Raw genomic sequence first — 14,476 nt, 5'->3', positions numbered from 1 at the left:
GGCGCGGTGAGTCCGGTTCAGCGGTTGAGAGGCTTCAGACCGCTGCGCTGTGGTTCGCTCGGATGCTGCGCGGGTGGTGTGCGCGGCAAGGCAATCGGCGCTTGTTCAGGCGCCGCCGCCCCCCCGAAACGGGACCTGAAAGAGGCTAGCAAACGATTCTTTATCGCGTCGGGAATTTGCGCCCCGCCACACAGCAATCCTGGCTGGCCACTGCTGCGTCGCACCCACAGGTACAGCGCATCCAGCTTCAGCGGCTGCGCCGCGCATTGTGCACAGGCCTGCCGCCAGGCATAGCCCGGCGAGTCGAGCCAGGCCTGATGACGGCGAGCTTGCCAACGTCGCAAACGCTGCCACAGCGCCTGCCAGCGGGCGCGCAGGCCCCAGCCCAGAGCACCTGCGCCAAGCAACGCGGCCAGCATCAGCAGCCAGTGCCCACCGAACCGAAGCCGGGCTTGATGCCCCATGGCCCGCAGGTCGTCGTTGATGGAGAACGGCGCCTGATACGCACCTGCGGTAGCCTCCAGCGTTACAGCCGGTACCTTGGTCTGGTGTACCTCGCCGCTCGTCGCATCGCGCCACTGATAGGTGATCTCAGGCAACTGGTAGCGCCCGGCGGCGCCGATCACATAGGTCACCGTATCCTCGCGCTCGCCACCCAAGGTCCCGCCGCGGCCGTCGCTCAACGGCTTGACCCCCGGCGTCTGCACGTAGCGCTTGAGCCCGGCGACCTCGGCCAGCACCGGGGCGTGCAACAGCATCGCCTGCGCCCCTGGGGCAACGATACGCAAGCGCCGGGTCACACTGTCGCCCGCCCGCAGTGGCGTATGCGAGCGCTCCACCTGTTGGGTAAAGGTCAATTGCGCCGCCACCGGCTGCGCGCTGTCGGGGTTGCCACTGCCGCCCTCGGCCTCGAACGCCAGCGGCTGGCTGCTGACCGTGAGCGGCCCGCTGGCCGGCCCAGGCTGCACCTGGAACGCCAGGGCCGGGATGTCGAAGTGCCGGGCCGCCTGCGGGGTGATGCGATAGCTGTAGCGCAGGCCGAAGAAACGCTTGCCGTCGATGTCCTGGTTCAGGTGCTGGGCCTCGCCAGTGGGCGGGCTGACCACAGCACCAGGCAGGTCGAGCGCCGGCAGTACCGGTGCATCGGTGAACCAGGTATCGACCAGCAGGTCGATCTCCAGGCTGACCGTGCCGCCGACCATGATCGCGCCCTCCGGCACCAGGCGCTGCACAACGCGCACCTCGGGGTCGGCCGCCAGCGCTGGCAGACACAACAGCCACAGGATCAGCAGGCGTTTCATGGCGTGCCCTCCTCGCCCGGCCGGCGTGCGGCCTGCTGGATCTGGAACTTGCGCTTGAGGAACTGCCCCGGCGAGGTGGCCAGGTTGTCCAGCCACAGCTGGTCGGAGGCCGCCTTGGCGGTGGGCTGCTGTTGCGCCTTGCCGCCCTGCAACGGGGTCTGGTCTTCGATCACCTTGTCGGGCTTTGCGCCGGTGCTCTTCTGTTGTTGGTCCTGATAGTCCTTGAGCAGGGCCTGGGCCAGCGCCAGGTTGGCGGCCGCTTCGGGGAATGCCGGTTGCAACCGCAGCGCCTGCTGGTAGGCGGCAATCGCCTGGGCAAACTGGAACAGCCGCACATGGCTGTTGCCCTGGTAGAAGTAGGCCGGTGCGCTGTCCAGCTGCGCCAGGCTGGCCAGCGCAGCCTTGTAGTCCGACGCTTCATAGGCCGCCACACCTTTCCAGTAAGGGTCATGGAAATGCTCGGCGGCCTGGGCGTAGTGCCCCTGTTCAAAGGCCCAGCGGCCCTGCTGGTCAGCGCTGAAAAAGGCATCGGCCAGTTCGCCCGCCCACACCTGCCCGGGTGCGGCGCCCAACACACAGAGCACGGCAAGGCCGGCCAGCCAGTTCACCCGCCACCCTTTGCGCAGGCCGCCCAGGGCCAGTAACAGCAACGGCCAGCACAGCCAGTAGCCGGCATCCTTCCAGTGCAGCGTGGCACTGTCGCCCGTCACGGCCTGGTAGTGCTGGCGGGCGTGCAGTTCAATCCAGTCCAGGTCGTCGTCGTTCAAGGTCAGGCTGCCCAGCGGCGCATCGGCGGCCTTGGCCAGCCCTTGCAGGCCCTGCTTGTCGAAACGGCCCTGCACGGCATTGCCCCCGGCATCGAGGCGCGGCATGCCCTTGGCGTCGTGCAGCACCCCGCTGTCCTGGCTGCCCACCGCCAGCACCAGCAGCTGCAGGTCGCTGTCGCCCAGGCGCTGGCCGAGGGCCTCGAACTGTGCGGGATCGGCGCCATCGGTCAGCAGCACCAGGGTGCCGGGGCTGTGCTCGGCGTCGAGCAGCCTTAGGGCGATGTCCACCACACCCAGCACGTCCTTGCCGGGCTGGGCGATCAGGTCGCTGGCCAGGGCCTGGATAAAACTGTCGAGCAAGGCCGGGTCGTCGGTGGCCGGCAGCACCAGGTGGGCGCTGCCGGCATAGGCGATCAGCGCGGTCCGGGCCCCGGCCCGGCGTTGCACCAGATCATGCAAGGTGTGGCGCGCGGCGCCCAGGCGGCTGGGGGGCACATCGTCGGCGTCCATCGAGGGCGACAGGTCCACGGCCAGGATCAGCGGCGCGCGGTTGTCGAGAAACGCCGGGATGTCCTGCTGCCAGGTGGGCCCGGCCGCCGCCAGCGCGCCGAGCACCAGCAACGCCGCCAGCAGGTGCACCGGGCGCAGGCGCCGGTCGTCGCGCGGGTGGATCAGCAGGTGCTCGACCAGGTGCGGGGCGATGATCCCGCGCAGTTGCCGCTTGAGGTCGCGCCGGCGCCGCCACAGCAGCGGCAGGCCGAGGCCTGGCAGCATCAGCAACAGCCACCAGGGGCGCAAGAAGTGCAAGGCGCCGAGGTCGATGTCCATGCTCAGGGCTCCTTGGCCGCGGCGGCTCGGGCGCCCAGTAGCGCCAGGCCCTGGCCGAGCAGCAGCACGGCCAGGGCTGCGCCCAGGGGCCAGACGAACAGGTCGCGCCGCGGTTGGTGGCTGAGGGTGGTGACGTCATGCGGGGTGATCTGGTCGAGCGTGGCATATACCTGCTGCAGCGCCGCGCGGTCATCGGCGCGGAAGAACCGCCCGCCGGTGGTCTGCGCGATCACCTGCAAGCTGTGCAGGTCAACCTTATCCTCGCCGGTGGCCGCCGGGTCGCCGATGCCAATGGCGTGCACCACGATGCCGTGCTCTCGGGCCAGCCGCGCGGCATGCTCGGGGGTGATGGCGCTGCCGGTGTCGTTGCCGTCGGTAAGCAGGATCAGCACCTTCTCCCGCTCCTTGGCAGGAGCCAACAACTTGATGGTCAGGCCGATGGCGTCGCCCAGGGCCGTGTTGGGCCCGGCCATGCCGACCCCGGCCTCGTCCAGCAACAGCTGCAGGCTGGCATGGTCGAGGGTCAGCGGCGCCTGGGGGTAGGCGCCGCTGCCGAACAGGATCAGGCCTATGCGGTCGCCCTCACGCTGGGCGATGAAGTCGCGGACCACGGCCTTCACCGCGGTCAATCGGTCACTGCGCTGGCCGTCGGCGCTGCTGTAGTCCTTGGCCTGCATGGATTGGGAGATATCGATGGCCAGCATCAGGTCGCGGCTGGGTTGCACATGGCGGATCGGCTGCTCGACCAGCACCGGGCGCGCACAGGCGACCAGCAGCAACACCCAGGCCAGCCCATTGAGCAGCACCTGCCAGCCACCGGCGTTGACTGTGCTGCTGCCGGGGCCTTGGCCGAGGGCCTGGCGCAGGGCGCTGAAGAACGGCACGCGCAGCGCACTGCGGGCTTCGTGGTAGGGCCTGAGCCAGCGGTAGGCCAGCCATGCCAGCGGCAGCAGCAGGAATACCCAGGGGTAGTCAAAGCGCCACATGGTGCGCCTCGATCCACTGCCGGGTGACGTCAAACAAACGTTGCACGCTGGCGTCGTCCAGCGCGGCAAGCTGTGCATCCGGGGCATAGGCCAGCAGTTGCAGTTGCGCCGCGAAGGTCGCCGGCAGCGGTTGCCGGGCGTGAGTGGCCAGGAATTGCTGCCAGGCCTGGCCGCCGAGCGTGCCAACGGCAGGTGCCCCGGGCATCGACAGGGCCACCCGTTTGAGCAGCTCGGGCAGTTCGCGCAAGGCCATCAGCCGATGCTCTGCCGGAGCCGCCGCCAGTTGGTCCAGGCGCAGCAATGCCTCGCGCCGGTAGCGATCACGCCGCCAGCGCCACCCGCGCAGCACCGCCCAGGTCAGCAGGCCGGCCAGCAACAGCCCCAGCAATAGCCCCCAGCCCCAGGTCTGCGGCAGGTAGCTGAACGGCGGCGCGCCCGGCGCCAGCTCTTGTAGCTGGTCGACCGCAGGCGTGCTCATCGCGCCCGCTCCGCCAGCCGCCCGAGCTCCTTGCGCAGTTGCTCCAGGCTGTCATCGCCGGTGCTGATCATCAGCAACGGCACCTGGCTGCGGCGCAGCAGTTCGGCGACCTCGCGCAGGCGCCCGGCCAGGTAATCGCCCAGTGGCCGGCGAACCTGGTTGCGGCCTATGTCCATAGCCACCTGCATGGCGCCCTGGGTCACGGTGAGCCGGCCCTTGTCCGGCAATTGCAGGGCGATGGGGTCATACACCTGTAGCGCAATCACATCGTTGTGCTGACGCAACTGGCGCAGCAGCGCCAGGGTCTGTTCGCCGACCCCGGCGAAATCGCTGATCACGCACACCAGGTGATCGTGCCCGGCGGCGCCGATGCAGGTACGCAGCAACGCGTCCAGGCGCCCGTCATCCGCCAGCGCCTCGCCGTGCGCCGACAACCGGTGATTGGCCCGCACCACCGCCGCGCACAAGGCCTGCACCCGGGCGCGGCTGCGCAGCGGGCGCAGGTGTTCGACACCGGCCTCGCCCAGCACCATGGCACCGACGCGGTCGCCGGCCTGCAGCGCCATCCACGCACACACGGCCGCCAGCTGAGCGGCGGTCACCGACTTGAAGTAGCGCTGCGAGCCAAAGAACATGCTCATGCGCTGGTCCACCAGCAGCAAGGTCGGCCGATCGCGCTCCTCGCTGAAGGTCCGCACGAAAGGTTTGCCGTAGCGTAGCGAGGCGCGCCAGTCGAGATGGCGCAGGTCGTCGCCGGGCACGTAGTGGCGCAGTTCGTCGAAGCTCAGCCCGCGCCCGCGCAGGCGTGAGGCGTGGTTGCCGGACAAGATGCTCGACAGCGGCTGCCGGGCGACGAAGCTCAGGCCCCGGGCACGCGGCTCCAGGGCCATCAGCTCGGCCAGCGAGGCGTAGACGAAGCCATCGGGCGTGCGGCGGGCGGTTGGCATGGCGGCACCCTCAGGCCGGTATGGCGACCTTGTCCAACAGCCGGTCGATCACCTGGTCGGCCCCTACCCCATCGGTGATGGCGTCATAGGACAGTTGCAGGCGATGGCGCAACACCGGGTGCATGGCGGCGCGCACATCGTCCGGCGAGACAAAGTCCTGCCCGTTGAGCCAGGCATGTGCCCGCGCCACCCGGTCCAGGCTGATGCCGCCACGGGGGCTGGCACCGATGCTGATCCAGCGCCCCAGTTCGGCATCGTGTTCTGACGGGTGGCGCGTGGCGTTGACCAGGGCGACCAGGTAGTTGTCGATCGCCGGTGCCACGTGCACCTTGGCCACTTCGCGGCGCGCCGCGAAAATCACCTCCTGGGCCAGGCGCACCGGTTCGCCCGTACTGGCCTGGTCCTCGGCGCGCACCAGCCGCAACACCTGGGCCTCGTCGGCGGGCGCGGGGTAATCGAGTTGCAGCTTCATCAGGAAGCGGTCCATCTGCGCCTCGGGCAACGGGTAGGTGCCCTCCTGCTCGATGGGGTTCTGGGTCGCCAGCACCATGAACAGGCCGGGCATCGGGTAGCACTGGCCGGCCACGGTGATCTGCCGCTCTTCCATGGCTTCGAGCAACGCCGCCTGCACCTTGGCCGGCGCACGGTTGATCTCGTCGGCGAGGATCACGTTGCCGAACAGCGGCCCGGGCTGGAAGCTGATGCGGTTGCCTTCGGCGGTCTGCTGCAGGATCTCGCCACCGGTGATGTCCGAGGGCAGCAGGTCGGGGGTGAACTGGATGCGCCGCATCTGCGCGTCCAGGTGGCTGGCCAGGGCCTTGACCGTGCGGGTCTTGGCCAACCCCGGCAGGCTTTCCAGCAGCACATGGCCGTTGGCGAGCAGCGCCAGGATCACCTGGTGAATGGTGTCGGCCTGGCCGAGTACCTGCTCGGCGACCGACGCTTGCAGTGCTTTGACCTGCTCATGAGTGTCCACATGCCCGCTCCCTGTCCTCGTTTGCGGTCAGGCAACTGTAGTTGCCGTGCCGGTTGACGCAAGATCCCGAAACATTTACTGCGTTTGCCGCCAGTAAGGCTCGATGGCCTGCAGGCGCGGATCGTCCGGCGCCGCCGCGCGCATGCGCTGCACGTAACCGAAGGCGGCTTCGCGTTCGCCGGCCAGGGCATGCAGGTAGATCAACGAATACAGCAGGTCGGCGTCGTCCGGCGACTGCGCAAGGCCGCTGCGCAATGCCTGCAAGGCTTCGTCACGGCGGTTCAGGCGCGATAGCAGCAGGCCCTGGTTGTAGCGGATCCGCGCATTGCCCGGCAGCGCCGTGGCGGCTTGGTCCATCCATTCCAGGCCCTCCTCGTTGCGGCCGTGCTCGACCAGCAGCAGGGCCAACATGTACGCCAGGTTGCCGCGGTCGGTCGGCGGCATCTTGTCCAATCCCGCCCCCTCGCGCAGCAGCGCCTCGGCTTCTGTGGGGCGATTGGCGGCGCTGGCCAGGGTCACCAGGTTGATCCGCGCCGGGACGAAATACGGGTCCATGCGCAGGGCCTGCCGGTAATGCGCCATCGCCTCCTCGTCACGCCCCTGGCGCGATAGCAGCACCGCCAGGTTCAAGCGCCCGCCCGGCAGGTCGGCATTACCGCGCAGGCGCTGCTCATAGTCGCCGAGCAGGGCCTTGAAACTGGCCTGCTGGGCCTCGGGCAGCTGCGCCGGCGTGATATCGGCCATGGCCCGCACGGCTTCATCGCGCACCGCCAGGCGCGGATCGGCCAGTAACGGCAACAAAGGCTTGAGCCGCTCCTCGGCAGGCAGGCTGCTGAACCCGGCCACGGCATAGGCACGGATCAGCGGGTCGGCATCCTGCAAGGCCCAGCGCAGGTTGCTGACGGCGCCTGGCCCGAGGTCCGCCAACTGGTCGGCGGCGGTGGCGCGGACGATGGCCGGGTTGGCCTTGTCGGCCAGCAGATAGCCCAGGCGGCTCATGGCTGTGCCCGGGTCCTCGCGCACGCCTTGCAGCGCCTGCCCGTAATGGGCCGGTCGTTGCGGCGTGCCGTACCACTGGTCGATGGCGCTGGCGGCCCAGGCCGGCGCGCGGTCCGTGTGGCAGGCCGTGCAGGCGTCCGGGCTGCCGGTCTGGGCGGCAAGGTCCGGGCGCGGGATGCGCAGGCTGTGGTCGCGGCGCGGGTCGACCACCATGTAGGTCTTGCTCGGCATATGGCAGCTCACGCACTGCGCGCCAGGCGAGCCTGCGGCGTGATGGTGGTGCGCCGGGCTGTCGTAGTCCTTCGCCTGCAAGCCGGCGAAGCGCGCGGTGTTGGGCTGGGTGTTGTGGCACTGCAGGCACAGGCCGTTGCCTTCGATGCGCACCTTGGTGGTGTGCGGGTTGTGGCAATCGGTACAGCCGACCCCGGCGGCGTACATCCGGCTTTGGCTGAACGAGCCGAACTCGTAGACCTCGCCGTCGATTTGCCCGTCTGCATGATAAAGGCCGCTGCGCAAGGTGGCGGGCAGGCTCTGGTCAAGCTGCGGATGGCCGGGCGTCTGGCCGTTGCCCAGGGTTTGCCGACGGCTGTGGCAAAACGCGCACTGCTCGACCTGGCCCTTGCTGCCGAGCGCCTTGAAGTCGACGAGCAGCCCTTTACCCGGCTGATTGCCGGCGGGCGTTGCACTGGCCCAGTCGACATGCGCCTGGCCGGGGCCATGGCAGCCCTGGCAGCCCACGGTCGGCTCCTGCCAGGTGCTGGCGAAGCTGTCCTGCTGGTCGTTGTAGTGCTTGAGCAGCCGCGTGGAATGGCAGTCGGCGCACATGGCGTTCCAGTTCTGGTAGCGGCCGGTCCAGTGCAGCGGGTCGTCGAGGGTGAAGCGCTGGCCGGGGTACAGGGAGAACCAGCGTTGCCCGCCCTGGGCCTGGGGCCTGCTGTCCCAGGCGATGGTCAGCGCCTGCAGGCGCCCCCGGGGCAGCGCCACCAGGTATTGCTGCAATGGCTGATGGCCGAAGGTATAGAGGATGCGCAGGTCCGCAGGCTTGCCGTCCTCGCCCTCGATGTTGACGTAATAGGCCTCAGCCTTGCGGTAGAACCGCGCCTTGACGCCATCCTGGTCGAAGCGCACGTCGTCGAAGTTGCCCAATACATTGCCCGCCGCGGCCTCGCGCAGCGCCCAGGCATGGTCCGAATGCTGCCACTGCCCGGCCTGTTCGGCATGGCAGCCCTGGCAGCTCTCGGGCTTGGCGTAGCCTTCACGGTCCTTGGCCGCTGCCGGCAACTGGCCGACCTCGCTCCCCGTCGCTGAGGTGCCCATGACCAACAACGCCAGCAGCACCCCGTACCGTGCCAGCAAACGCATCCCTGTTGCCCCCATCGTCCGGCTCCACAGTCAGGTCCAGTCGCCCTTTGCGGGCTGTCGTATCGGGTGTTAAAGGTTCAGCTGGCGAACGCCACGATAATCGGCCCGCATACCGCCAGCAGCACGTTGGAGATCGCGTAGCAGACCGTGAAACCGATCACCGGCGTATGGCTGCCGGACATCTCGATGACCTTGTTCATAGAGGCCGCCTCGGTCTGTGCGCCGGCCAGCGCGCCGAGCAGGATCAGCGGGTGCAGGCGCAGCACGTAGCGCCCGAAATACAGGGCCACCAGCGGTGGCAGCAAGGTAACCAGCATGCCCGACAACAACAGTGCCAAGCCCTGCTCGCGCATGGCCTCGAAGGCCGCCGGCCCCGCCAGCAAGCCCACCACCGCGCCAAACGCAGTCAGGCCGAACTCGGAGAATGCCCATTGCGCCGCCGGTGGCAGGCCGCCAATGTCCGGGTGGCGTGAGTTGTACCAGCCGATCAGCAGGCCCGTCAGCAGCACCCCGCCACCGATGCCCAGCTCCACCGGGATCATGCCGATATGGGTCGAAAGCATGCCCAGCAGCGCGCCGCCGACCATGCCCAGGCTGTGCACGGCGATGTCCGATTTGTGCGTGCGCTCGCGTATGCGCCCCAATGCGCCCGCCAGCGCCTCGACACTGGCCGTGCGCCCGGTCAGGGCAATCACGTCGCCGCGCCGCAGCACGGTATTGGCCAGCAGCGGCAGCTCCAGGCCCTGGCGGCTGACGCTGTCGATGAAGCAGCCCATGCGCCCTGCCCCGGCCAGTTGCTGGCGGATCTGGCGCACGGTCTTGCCATGAAAGGCCCGCGCGGTGAGGACGATATCGGCCGACCGGGTCGGGAATGACAGTGGCCGCGGGTCGTCGACCTCCGGCCCGACCATCGACGCCAGGCCCCCGACCGCCTCGCGCAAGGCATAGATGCCGAGGATGTCACCGGCCTGCAGCACCAGGGCGGGGTCGCGTTCGAGCACCTGATCGCCGCGCACCACCCGCTCCACGCTCAACGAAGGGTGCAGGCGTTCGATCGCGGCAATGCTCGAGCCGGCCAGCCCGGCGGCCTGCAGGCGATGGGCGCGGACAACGATGCGCGTGTAGGGAATGCTCAACGCGTCGTCCTGATTGTCGATCCCCAGCTCCGCCTCCAGCGCACGGGCCGCTTCGCGCAGGTCGACCCGCAACAGCCAGGGGGCGATGGTGCCGACGAACACGATCAAGCCGACGGTGCCGAACAGGTAGGTGATGGCGTAGGCGATGGCCATGTGGCTGTTGAGCTGCGCCTTGTCCGCCTCGGCCAGTGGCAGGTGGGCGATGGCGCTGCTGGCCGTGCCCATGATCGCCGTGTCGGTGAGCGCGCCGGCGCCAAGGCCCGCCGTGAAGCCGGCGTCGAAGTGGAAGACCAGGTTCATCAGCAGGATGCTACCCAGTGCCACCAGGCAGAGCACCGCCGAAAACAGCACCAGCTTGAGCGTGCCGGCGTTGAGGCTGCCGAAGAACTCCGGCCCGCTCTTGAAGCCGACCGCGTAGATGAACAGCACGAAGAACACCGATTTCAGTGCCTGCGGCACCTCCAGGCCGATCTGGCCGATCAGCAGGCCCATCAGCAGCGCCCCGGCCACCGAGCCCAGGTGGAAGCTGCCCAGCCGCACCCGGCCCAGCAACATGCCCAGGGCAATGGCGAGGAACACCGCGATTTCCGGGCTCGAACGCAGTGCCGCAAGCAGGAAGTCGATCATCGCTGCGTGTCCCTGGGCTCAGCCGCCGGCGCGCTGTACCACTGCTCCTTGGGCACCACCTTCTCTTGCGCAGGGTCCCCCAGGTAGTGCGGCGACATGATCTGCACGCCGAACTCGTTGAACACATCCTGGATATTGGCGTGCAACAGCGTCAGCAGCTCGGCCCGCGGCCGGGGCTCGCTGGGCACGGCCTGGGCCACCAGGCGGTACTCGGGGTAGAAGTCCGACAAGGCGGTCTGGAACACTTGCGGGCGGGGTGAGTCGAGCACCCCATCGGTGCGCCGCGCCGCTTCCAGCAGCATCGCCTCGACCTGGCGCCAGGGCGTGTCGTAGCCAATCGTCACCGTGGTGTCGACCACATAGCCCTGGCCCTGCACCACTCGCGAGTAGTTCTTGGTCACCGCGCCGGTAATCATCGAGTTGGGCAGCGTCAGCACCTCGCCCAGCCCGGTGCGGATGGTGGTGGTGAACATGCCCAGTTCGGTCACCGTGCCCTCGTGCTCGCCAATGCGCACGTACTCCCCGGGCCGCAGGGTGCGGGTATAGGTGAGGATGAGCCCGGCGGCGGCCTGGCCGACCACACTGGTGGCGCCCAGCGAGATCATCAGGCCAATCAGCACCGACAAGCCCTTGAACGCTTCGGTGTCGGCGCCCGGCAGGTACGGGTAGGCCATGGCCAGGGCGAACAGCCAGATCGCCAGCGAAGTCAGCCGGGTGGTGGGCTGCAGGGTTTCCTGGGTCAGCCAGCTGATCGAGCCCGGCCGCGCCAGGCGCTCGAGCAGGCGCTTGCTGAAGGCGCTGATGCCACGGGCGATGAAGAAGATCAGCAAGGCGATCAGCAACCCCGGGATTGCGTCGACGATGCCCGTCAGCACATGACGCAGCAGCCCCAGCAGGTACAGGTTCAGGCTTTCGCCCCAGGGCCGGGTGTAGGGGAAGCGCTGCAGGACGAAGCTCAGCCATTCGTAGGTCAGCAACAGCACCAGGGTCCAGCGCACCAGGGCCAGCAGGCGCCGCAACAGCGGGTACAGGTTGCTGGAATCGACCAGCTGCGTGTGGCCGATGCGCAAGGCACTGGCGTGTTTGCGCACGCGCTTGGGCAGCCAGGACAAGGCCTTGTGGTGCAGCCATGCGCAGAGCTTGACCAGCAGGATATACACCAGCGTGGCGGCGGCGCTCAGCCCGGCAGCGGTCAGCAGAAAACGCGGGCTGCGGGCCTGCTGCGCCTCGTCGACCACCTGGCGCAGGCGTTGCGCGGCGGCCTCGGCGCCCTGCCGGGTATCGAGGTCGGTGCCGATCAGGTCCTTGGGCGAGACGATGAAGGCCCGGCGGTCGCCCAGCAGCACCAGGAAACTGTCCTGGACGGTGTCCAGGCTGACCGTGCTGTCCACGCCTTCATCCAACCGCTCATTGATCACCGCCTCGGCACGCCGGGCTCTGGCGGCAGGCGCTTCGCCCAGCACGGTGGCATGGAACACCATGATGCTGCGGTTGGCGACCTTGAGTTCGGCAGGCTCGGCCGCCGCCACGCTGGCCTGCTCGTTGGCCTGGCTGGTCAGGCTGATCAACAGCAGCGCGAGCAGACAGCACCCTGCGACGATTCGCTTAGCCATGGGCTCCCTCGCTCGATCACGCGTTGCCAACGGCCGGCCCCTGCTCAACCCACTGCCAGAACAGCATGTAGCCGATGGCCAGGATGACCGGGCCGATGAACAAGCCAATGATGCCTTCGGCGACCATGCCCCCCAGCGCTCCGATCAGCACCACCGGCATCGGCACATTCACCCCGCGCCCCAGCAACAGGGGCTTGAGCACGTTGTCGACCATACCGGCCAGCACGCTGTACACGGCAAACACCACGGCACCGACACTGGCGCCTTCGGTAAAGAACACAAAGGCCACCACCGGCAGCGTGATCAGCAACACCGGTAACTGCATGATGCCCAGCAGCAGCACCAGAATGGCCAGCAGGCCGGCGCCGGGGATGCCCATGAACACGAAACCGAGCCCCACCAGCAGCATCTGGATGAAGGCGATGCCGACCACGCCCTGGGCCACCGCGCGAATGGTCGCGGTGCACAGCTCGGCAATCAGAGGGCCGCGTTCGGCGCCGGAGATGCGCGTGGCGATTTGCACCGCGCTGCGCTCACCGTTGTCGCCAAAGGCCATGACCACGCCCGACAGGATCAACGCGCCGATGAACAACAAGAAACCGGTGCCAACCCCGGCCAGCTTGCTCAGCACTACCATGCCGATGCCTTTGAGGTGCGGGGTGACGGTCTGGATCAGGCTGGTGGCATCGGTGGCCGCCTGTTGCCAGAAGCCATACAGCGGCGGCCCCACCAGCGGCCAGGTGGCCACCGCCGGGTTGGCCTGCGGCACATGCCAGGCCCCGCTCTTGAACAGCTCCATCGCCGCGGACACTGACGCGGCGATGGAATCGCCCAGCAGGTAGATCGGCACCATCAGGATCAGCAGCGTGACCAGGATGATCAGGCTGGCCGCATGCCCGCTTTTCAAGCCAAGCCTGGCGCGCAAACGCCCATGTAGCGGGTAGAAGGTGATGGCCAGGATCACCGCCCAGAGCATCAGGCTCAGAAACGGGCGGAACACCGCAAAGCAGGTGACCACCAGCGCGGCCACCAGGCCTGCGCGTATCAGCACGTCCAGCAACGCCCGGGACAGCTTGAGCTCGTTAGGCAAAGGCAACATGGGCCACACCTCCTGGTCAGTGGCGGGGCAACGCCCGCCACGGGTATCCAGCAGCCTAGTACGGCACCGGCAAGTCGCAAACGGCGACAGGGCGCAGGATAAATTGCGTCTTCTGGCATCAGATCAATGCACTGCAATATCAATCCGGTATCATCCGCGCCATTCAACCGTTCGTTTAATAGTGGAGTCGTGCGTGATGAAAGTTCTGACGTTGTTCGGCACCCGCCCAGAAGCCATCAAGATGGCGCCATTGGTCAAGGTCCTGGCCCGGACCGAGGGTATCGAAAGCATCGTCTGCAGCACCGGCCAGCACCGGCAGATGCTCGACCAGGTGTTGCAGCTGTTTGCCGTGCCGGTCGACCACGACCTCGATGTGATGGTCCCGGGGCAAACCCTCAATGGCCTGTTCGCCCGCCTGATGACCCGCATCGACGCCCTGCTCGACGAACTCAAGCCTGATTGCGTGCTGGTGCACGGCGACACCACTACCGCCGCCGCCTGCAGCATGGCCGCGTTCCACCGCGGTATCGCCATCGGCCATGTCGAGGCCGGCCTGCGCACCGGCGACCTGGCCCAGCCGTTCCCCGAGGAAATGAACCGCCGCGTGGTGGACGTGATGGCCCGCTGGCTGTTCGCCCCCACCGTCACCTCGCGCAACAACCTGTTGCAGGAGAACCTGCAGGGGCAGATCCACATTACCGGCAACACCGTGATCGACGCGCTGGACCTGATCCTGCAGAAGCTCGACCGCGAACCCGAGATCGGCGAAGGCTTCGCCAGCCGCTACCCGTGGCTCGACGCCAGCCGCCGGCTGATCCTGGTCACCGGCCACCGCCGGGAGAACTTCGGCGACGGTTTCCGGCAGATCTGCCAGGCCCTGGGCGAACTGGCCAAGCGCGACGATGTGCAGATCGTCTACCCGGTGCACCTCAACCCGCAGGTGCGCGATGTGGTCATGACGGTGCTCGGCGACAACCCCAACGTGCAGCTGATCGACCCGCTGGACTACCTGGAGTTCGTCTGGTTCATGCAGCGCGCCCACCTGGTGCTGACCGACTCCGGCGGCGTGCAGGAAGAAGCCCCGCACCTGGGCAAGCCGGTACTGGTCATGCGCAACACCACCGAGCGCCCGGAAGCCGTGGCCGCCGGCACGGTCAAGCTGGTGGGCACCGACAGTACCCGGATCGTCCAGGCGGTGCAGGCCATGCTGGATGATCACGCGCTCTATGCCCAGGTGGCGCGCAGCGTCAACCCTTATGGCGACGGCAACGCCAGCGAGCGCATCGTCAATGCCCTGCTCGGGCGCCCGTTCACGCCCTTCCAGGTGCGCTGAATGGCGCATAAGCGTCAATAAAAC

11 protein-coding genes are annotated in these 14,476 nt (G+C 68.0%); 1 reads left to right on the top strand and 10 read right to left on the bottom strand.

What is annotated here, in order from left to right:
• Positions 1-17 precede the first annotated feature (17 nt).
• From ACO6VM_RS11350 to ACO6VM_RS11305, 10 genes are all read right to left on the bottom strand, one after another.
• The gene (locus ACO6VM_RS11350) at positions 18-1,301 is read right to left on the bottom strand and encodes a hypothetical protein (protein ID WP_422403258.1); all 1,284 of its coding nucleotides are present in this window, start codon (positions 1,299-1,301) and stop codon (positions 18-20) included.
• Positions 1,298-2,896, bottom strand: a complete 1,599-nt coding sequence (locus ACO6VM_RS11345) for a VWA domain-containing protein (RefSeq protein ID WP_422403257.1) — start codon at positions 2,894-2,896, stop codon at positions 1,298-1,300. Before ACO6VM_RS11345 ends, ACO6VM_RS11350 begins: the two co-directional genes overlap by 4 nt.
• 2 nt (positions 2,897-2,898) lie before the next feature.
• Positions 2,899-3,882: a vWA domain-containing protein gene (locus tag ACO6VM_RS11340; RefSeq protein ID WP_422403256.1), complete on the bottom strand. Its 984-nt coding sequence runs from the start codon at positions 3,880-3,882 to the stop codon at positions 2,899-2,901.
• On the bottom strand, positions 3,869-4,360 hold the full coding sequence (locus ACO6VM_RS11335) for a DUF4381 domain-containing protein (RefSeq protein ID WP_401057166.1): 492 nt from the start codon (positions 4,358-4,360) through the stop codon (positions 3,869-3,871). The genes ACO6VM_RS11340 and ACO6VM_RS11335 overlap by 14 nt, the downstream gene beginning before the upstream one ends.
• Entirely contained in the window at positions 4,357-5,307 is a 951-nt protein-coding gene (locus tag ACO6VM_RS11330) for a DUF58 domain-containing protein (RefSeq protein ID WP_125858623.1), read from the bottom strand. Before ACO6VM_RS11330 ends, ACO6VM_RS11335 begins: the two co-directional genes overlap by 4 nt.
• Before the next feature lie 10 nt (positions 5,308-5,317).
• Positions 5,318-6,283 carry an AAA family ATPase gene (locus tag ACO6VM_RS11325; RefSeq protein WP_401057165.1) on the bottom strand — a complete coding sequence of 322 codons (966 nt, stop codon included), beginning with the start codon at positions 6,281-6,283 and terminating at the stop codon, positions 5,318-5,320.
• A gap of 75 nt (positions 6,284-6,358) precedes the next feature.
• On the bottom strand, positions 6,359-8,644 hold the full coding sequence (locus ACO6VM_RS11320) for a tetratricopeptide repeat protein (RefSeq protein WP_422403255.1): 2,286 nt from the start codon (positions 8,642-8,644) through the stop codon (positions 6,359-6,361).
• A 77-nt stretch (positions 8,645-8,721) separates the two neighbouring features.
• Positions 8,722-10,407, bottom strand: coding sequence for an aspartate-alanine antiporter (aspT, locus tag ACO6VM_RS11315; protein ID WP_422403254.1), 1,686 nt, complete (start codon positions 10,405-10,407; stop codon positions 8,722-8,724).
• A complete protein-coding gene (locus ACO6VM_RS11310; protein WP_401057162.1) occupies positions 10,404-12,020 on the bottom strand; it encodes a mechanosensitive ion channel family protein in 1,617 nt (538 codons plus the stop codon). Before ACO6VM_RS11310 ends, aspT begins: the two co-directional genes overlap by 4 nt.
• 16 nt (positions 12,021-12,036) lie before the next feature.
• Complete coding sequence (locus tag ACO6VM_RS11305; protein WP_401057161.1) at positions 12,037-13,119, bottom strand: AI-2E family transporter; 1,083 nt, start codon at positions 13,117-13,119, stop codon at positions 12,037-12,039.
• Between the two features lie 196 nt (positions 13,120-13,315).
• On the opposite strand from ACO6VM_RS11305, the gene wecB reads away from it, so the two are divergent.
• Positions 13,316-14,452 (top strand): non-hydrolyzing UDP-N-acetylglucosamine 2-epimerase, encoded by a 1,137-nt coding sequence (gene wecB, locus ACO6VM_RS11300; RefSeq protein ID WP_401057160.1) that lies wholly within the window; start codon positions 13,316-13,318, stop codon positions 14,450-14,452.
• Positions 14,453-14,476: the final 24 nt, after the last annotated feature.

This window comes from Pseudomonas sp. GZD-209, assembly GCF_049310485.1.
Classification (GTDB): Bacteria; Pseudomonadota; Gammaproteobacteria; order Pseudomonadales; family Pseudomonadaceae; genus Aquipseudomonas; species Aquipseudomonas sichuanensis.
Note: the sequence above shows the minus strand (reverse complement) of the source record. Positions and strands in the feature narration are given on the sequence as shown.

What these genes read in the sequence shown, in the direction of transcription:
- ACO6VM_RS11350 (WP_422403258.1), bottom strand. Translation starts at nt 1,301, where the DNA reads ATGAAACGCCTGCTGATCCTGTGGCTGTTGTGTCTGCCAGCGCTGGCG.
- ACO6VM_RS11345 (WP_422403257.1), bottom strand. Translation starts at nt 2,896, where the DNA reads ATGGACATCGACCTCGGCGCCTTGCACTTCTTGCGCCCCTGGTGGCTG.
- ACO6VM_RS11340 (WP_422403256.1), bottom strand. Translation starts at nt 3,882, where the DNA reads ATGTGGCGCTTTGACTACCCCTGGGTATTCCTGCTGCTGCCGCTGGCA.
- ACO6VM_RS11335 (WP_401057166.1), bottom strand. Translation starts at nt 4,360, where the DNA reads ATGAGCACGCCTGCGGTCGACCAGCTACAAGAGCTGGCGCCGGGCGCG.
- ACO6VM_RS11330 (WP_125858623.1), bottom strand. Translation starts at nt 5,307, where the DNA reads ATGCCAACCGCCCGCCGCACGCCCGATGGCTTCGTCTACGCCTCGCTG.
- ACO6VM_RS11320 (WP_422403255.1), bottom strand. Translation starts at nt 8,644, where the DNA reads ATGCGTTTGCTGGCACGGTACGGGGTGCTGCTGGCGTTGTTGGTCATG.
- aspT (WP_422403254.1), bottom strand. Translation starts at nt 10,407, where the DNA reads ATGATCGACTTCCTGCTTGCGGCACTGCGTTCGAGCCCGGAAATCGCG.
- ACO6VM_RS11310 (WP_401057162.1), bottom strand. Translation starts at nt 12,020, where the DNA reads ATGGCTAAGCGAATCGTCGCAGGGTGCTGTCTGCTCGCGCTGCTGTTG.
- ACO6VM_RS11305 (WP_401057161.1), bottom strand. Translation starts at nt 13,119, where the DNA reads ATGTTGCCTTTGCCTAACGAGCTCAAGCTGTCCCGGGCGTTGCTGGAC.
- wecB (WP_401057160.1), top strand. Translation starts at nt 13,316, where the DNA reads ATGAAAGTTCTGACGTTGTTCGGCACCCGCCCAGAAGCCATCAAGATG.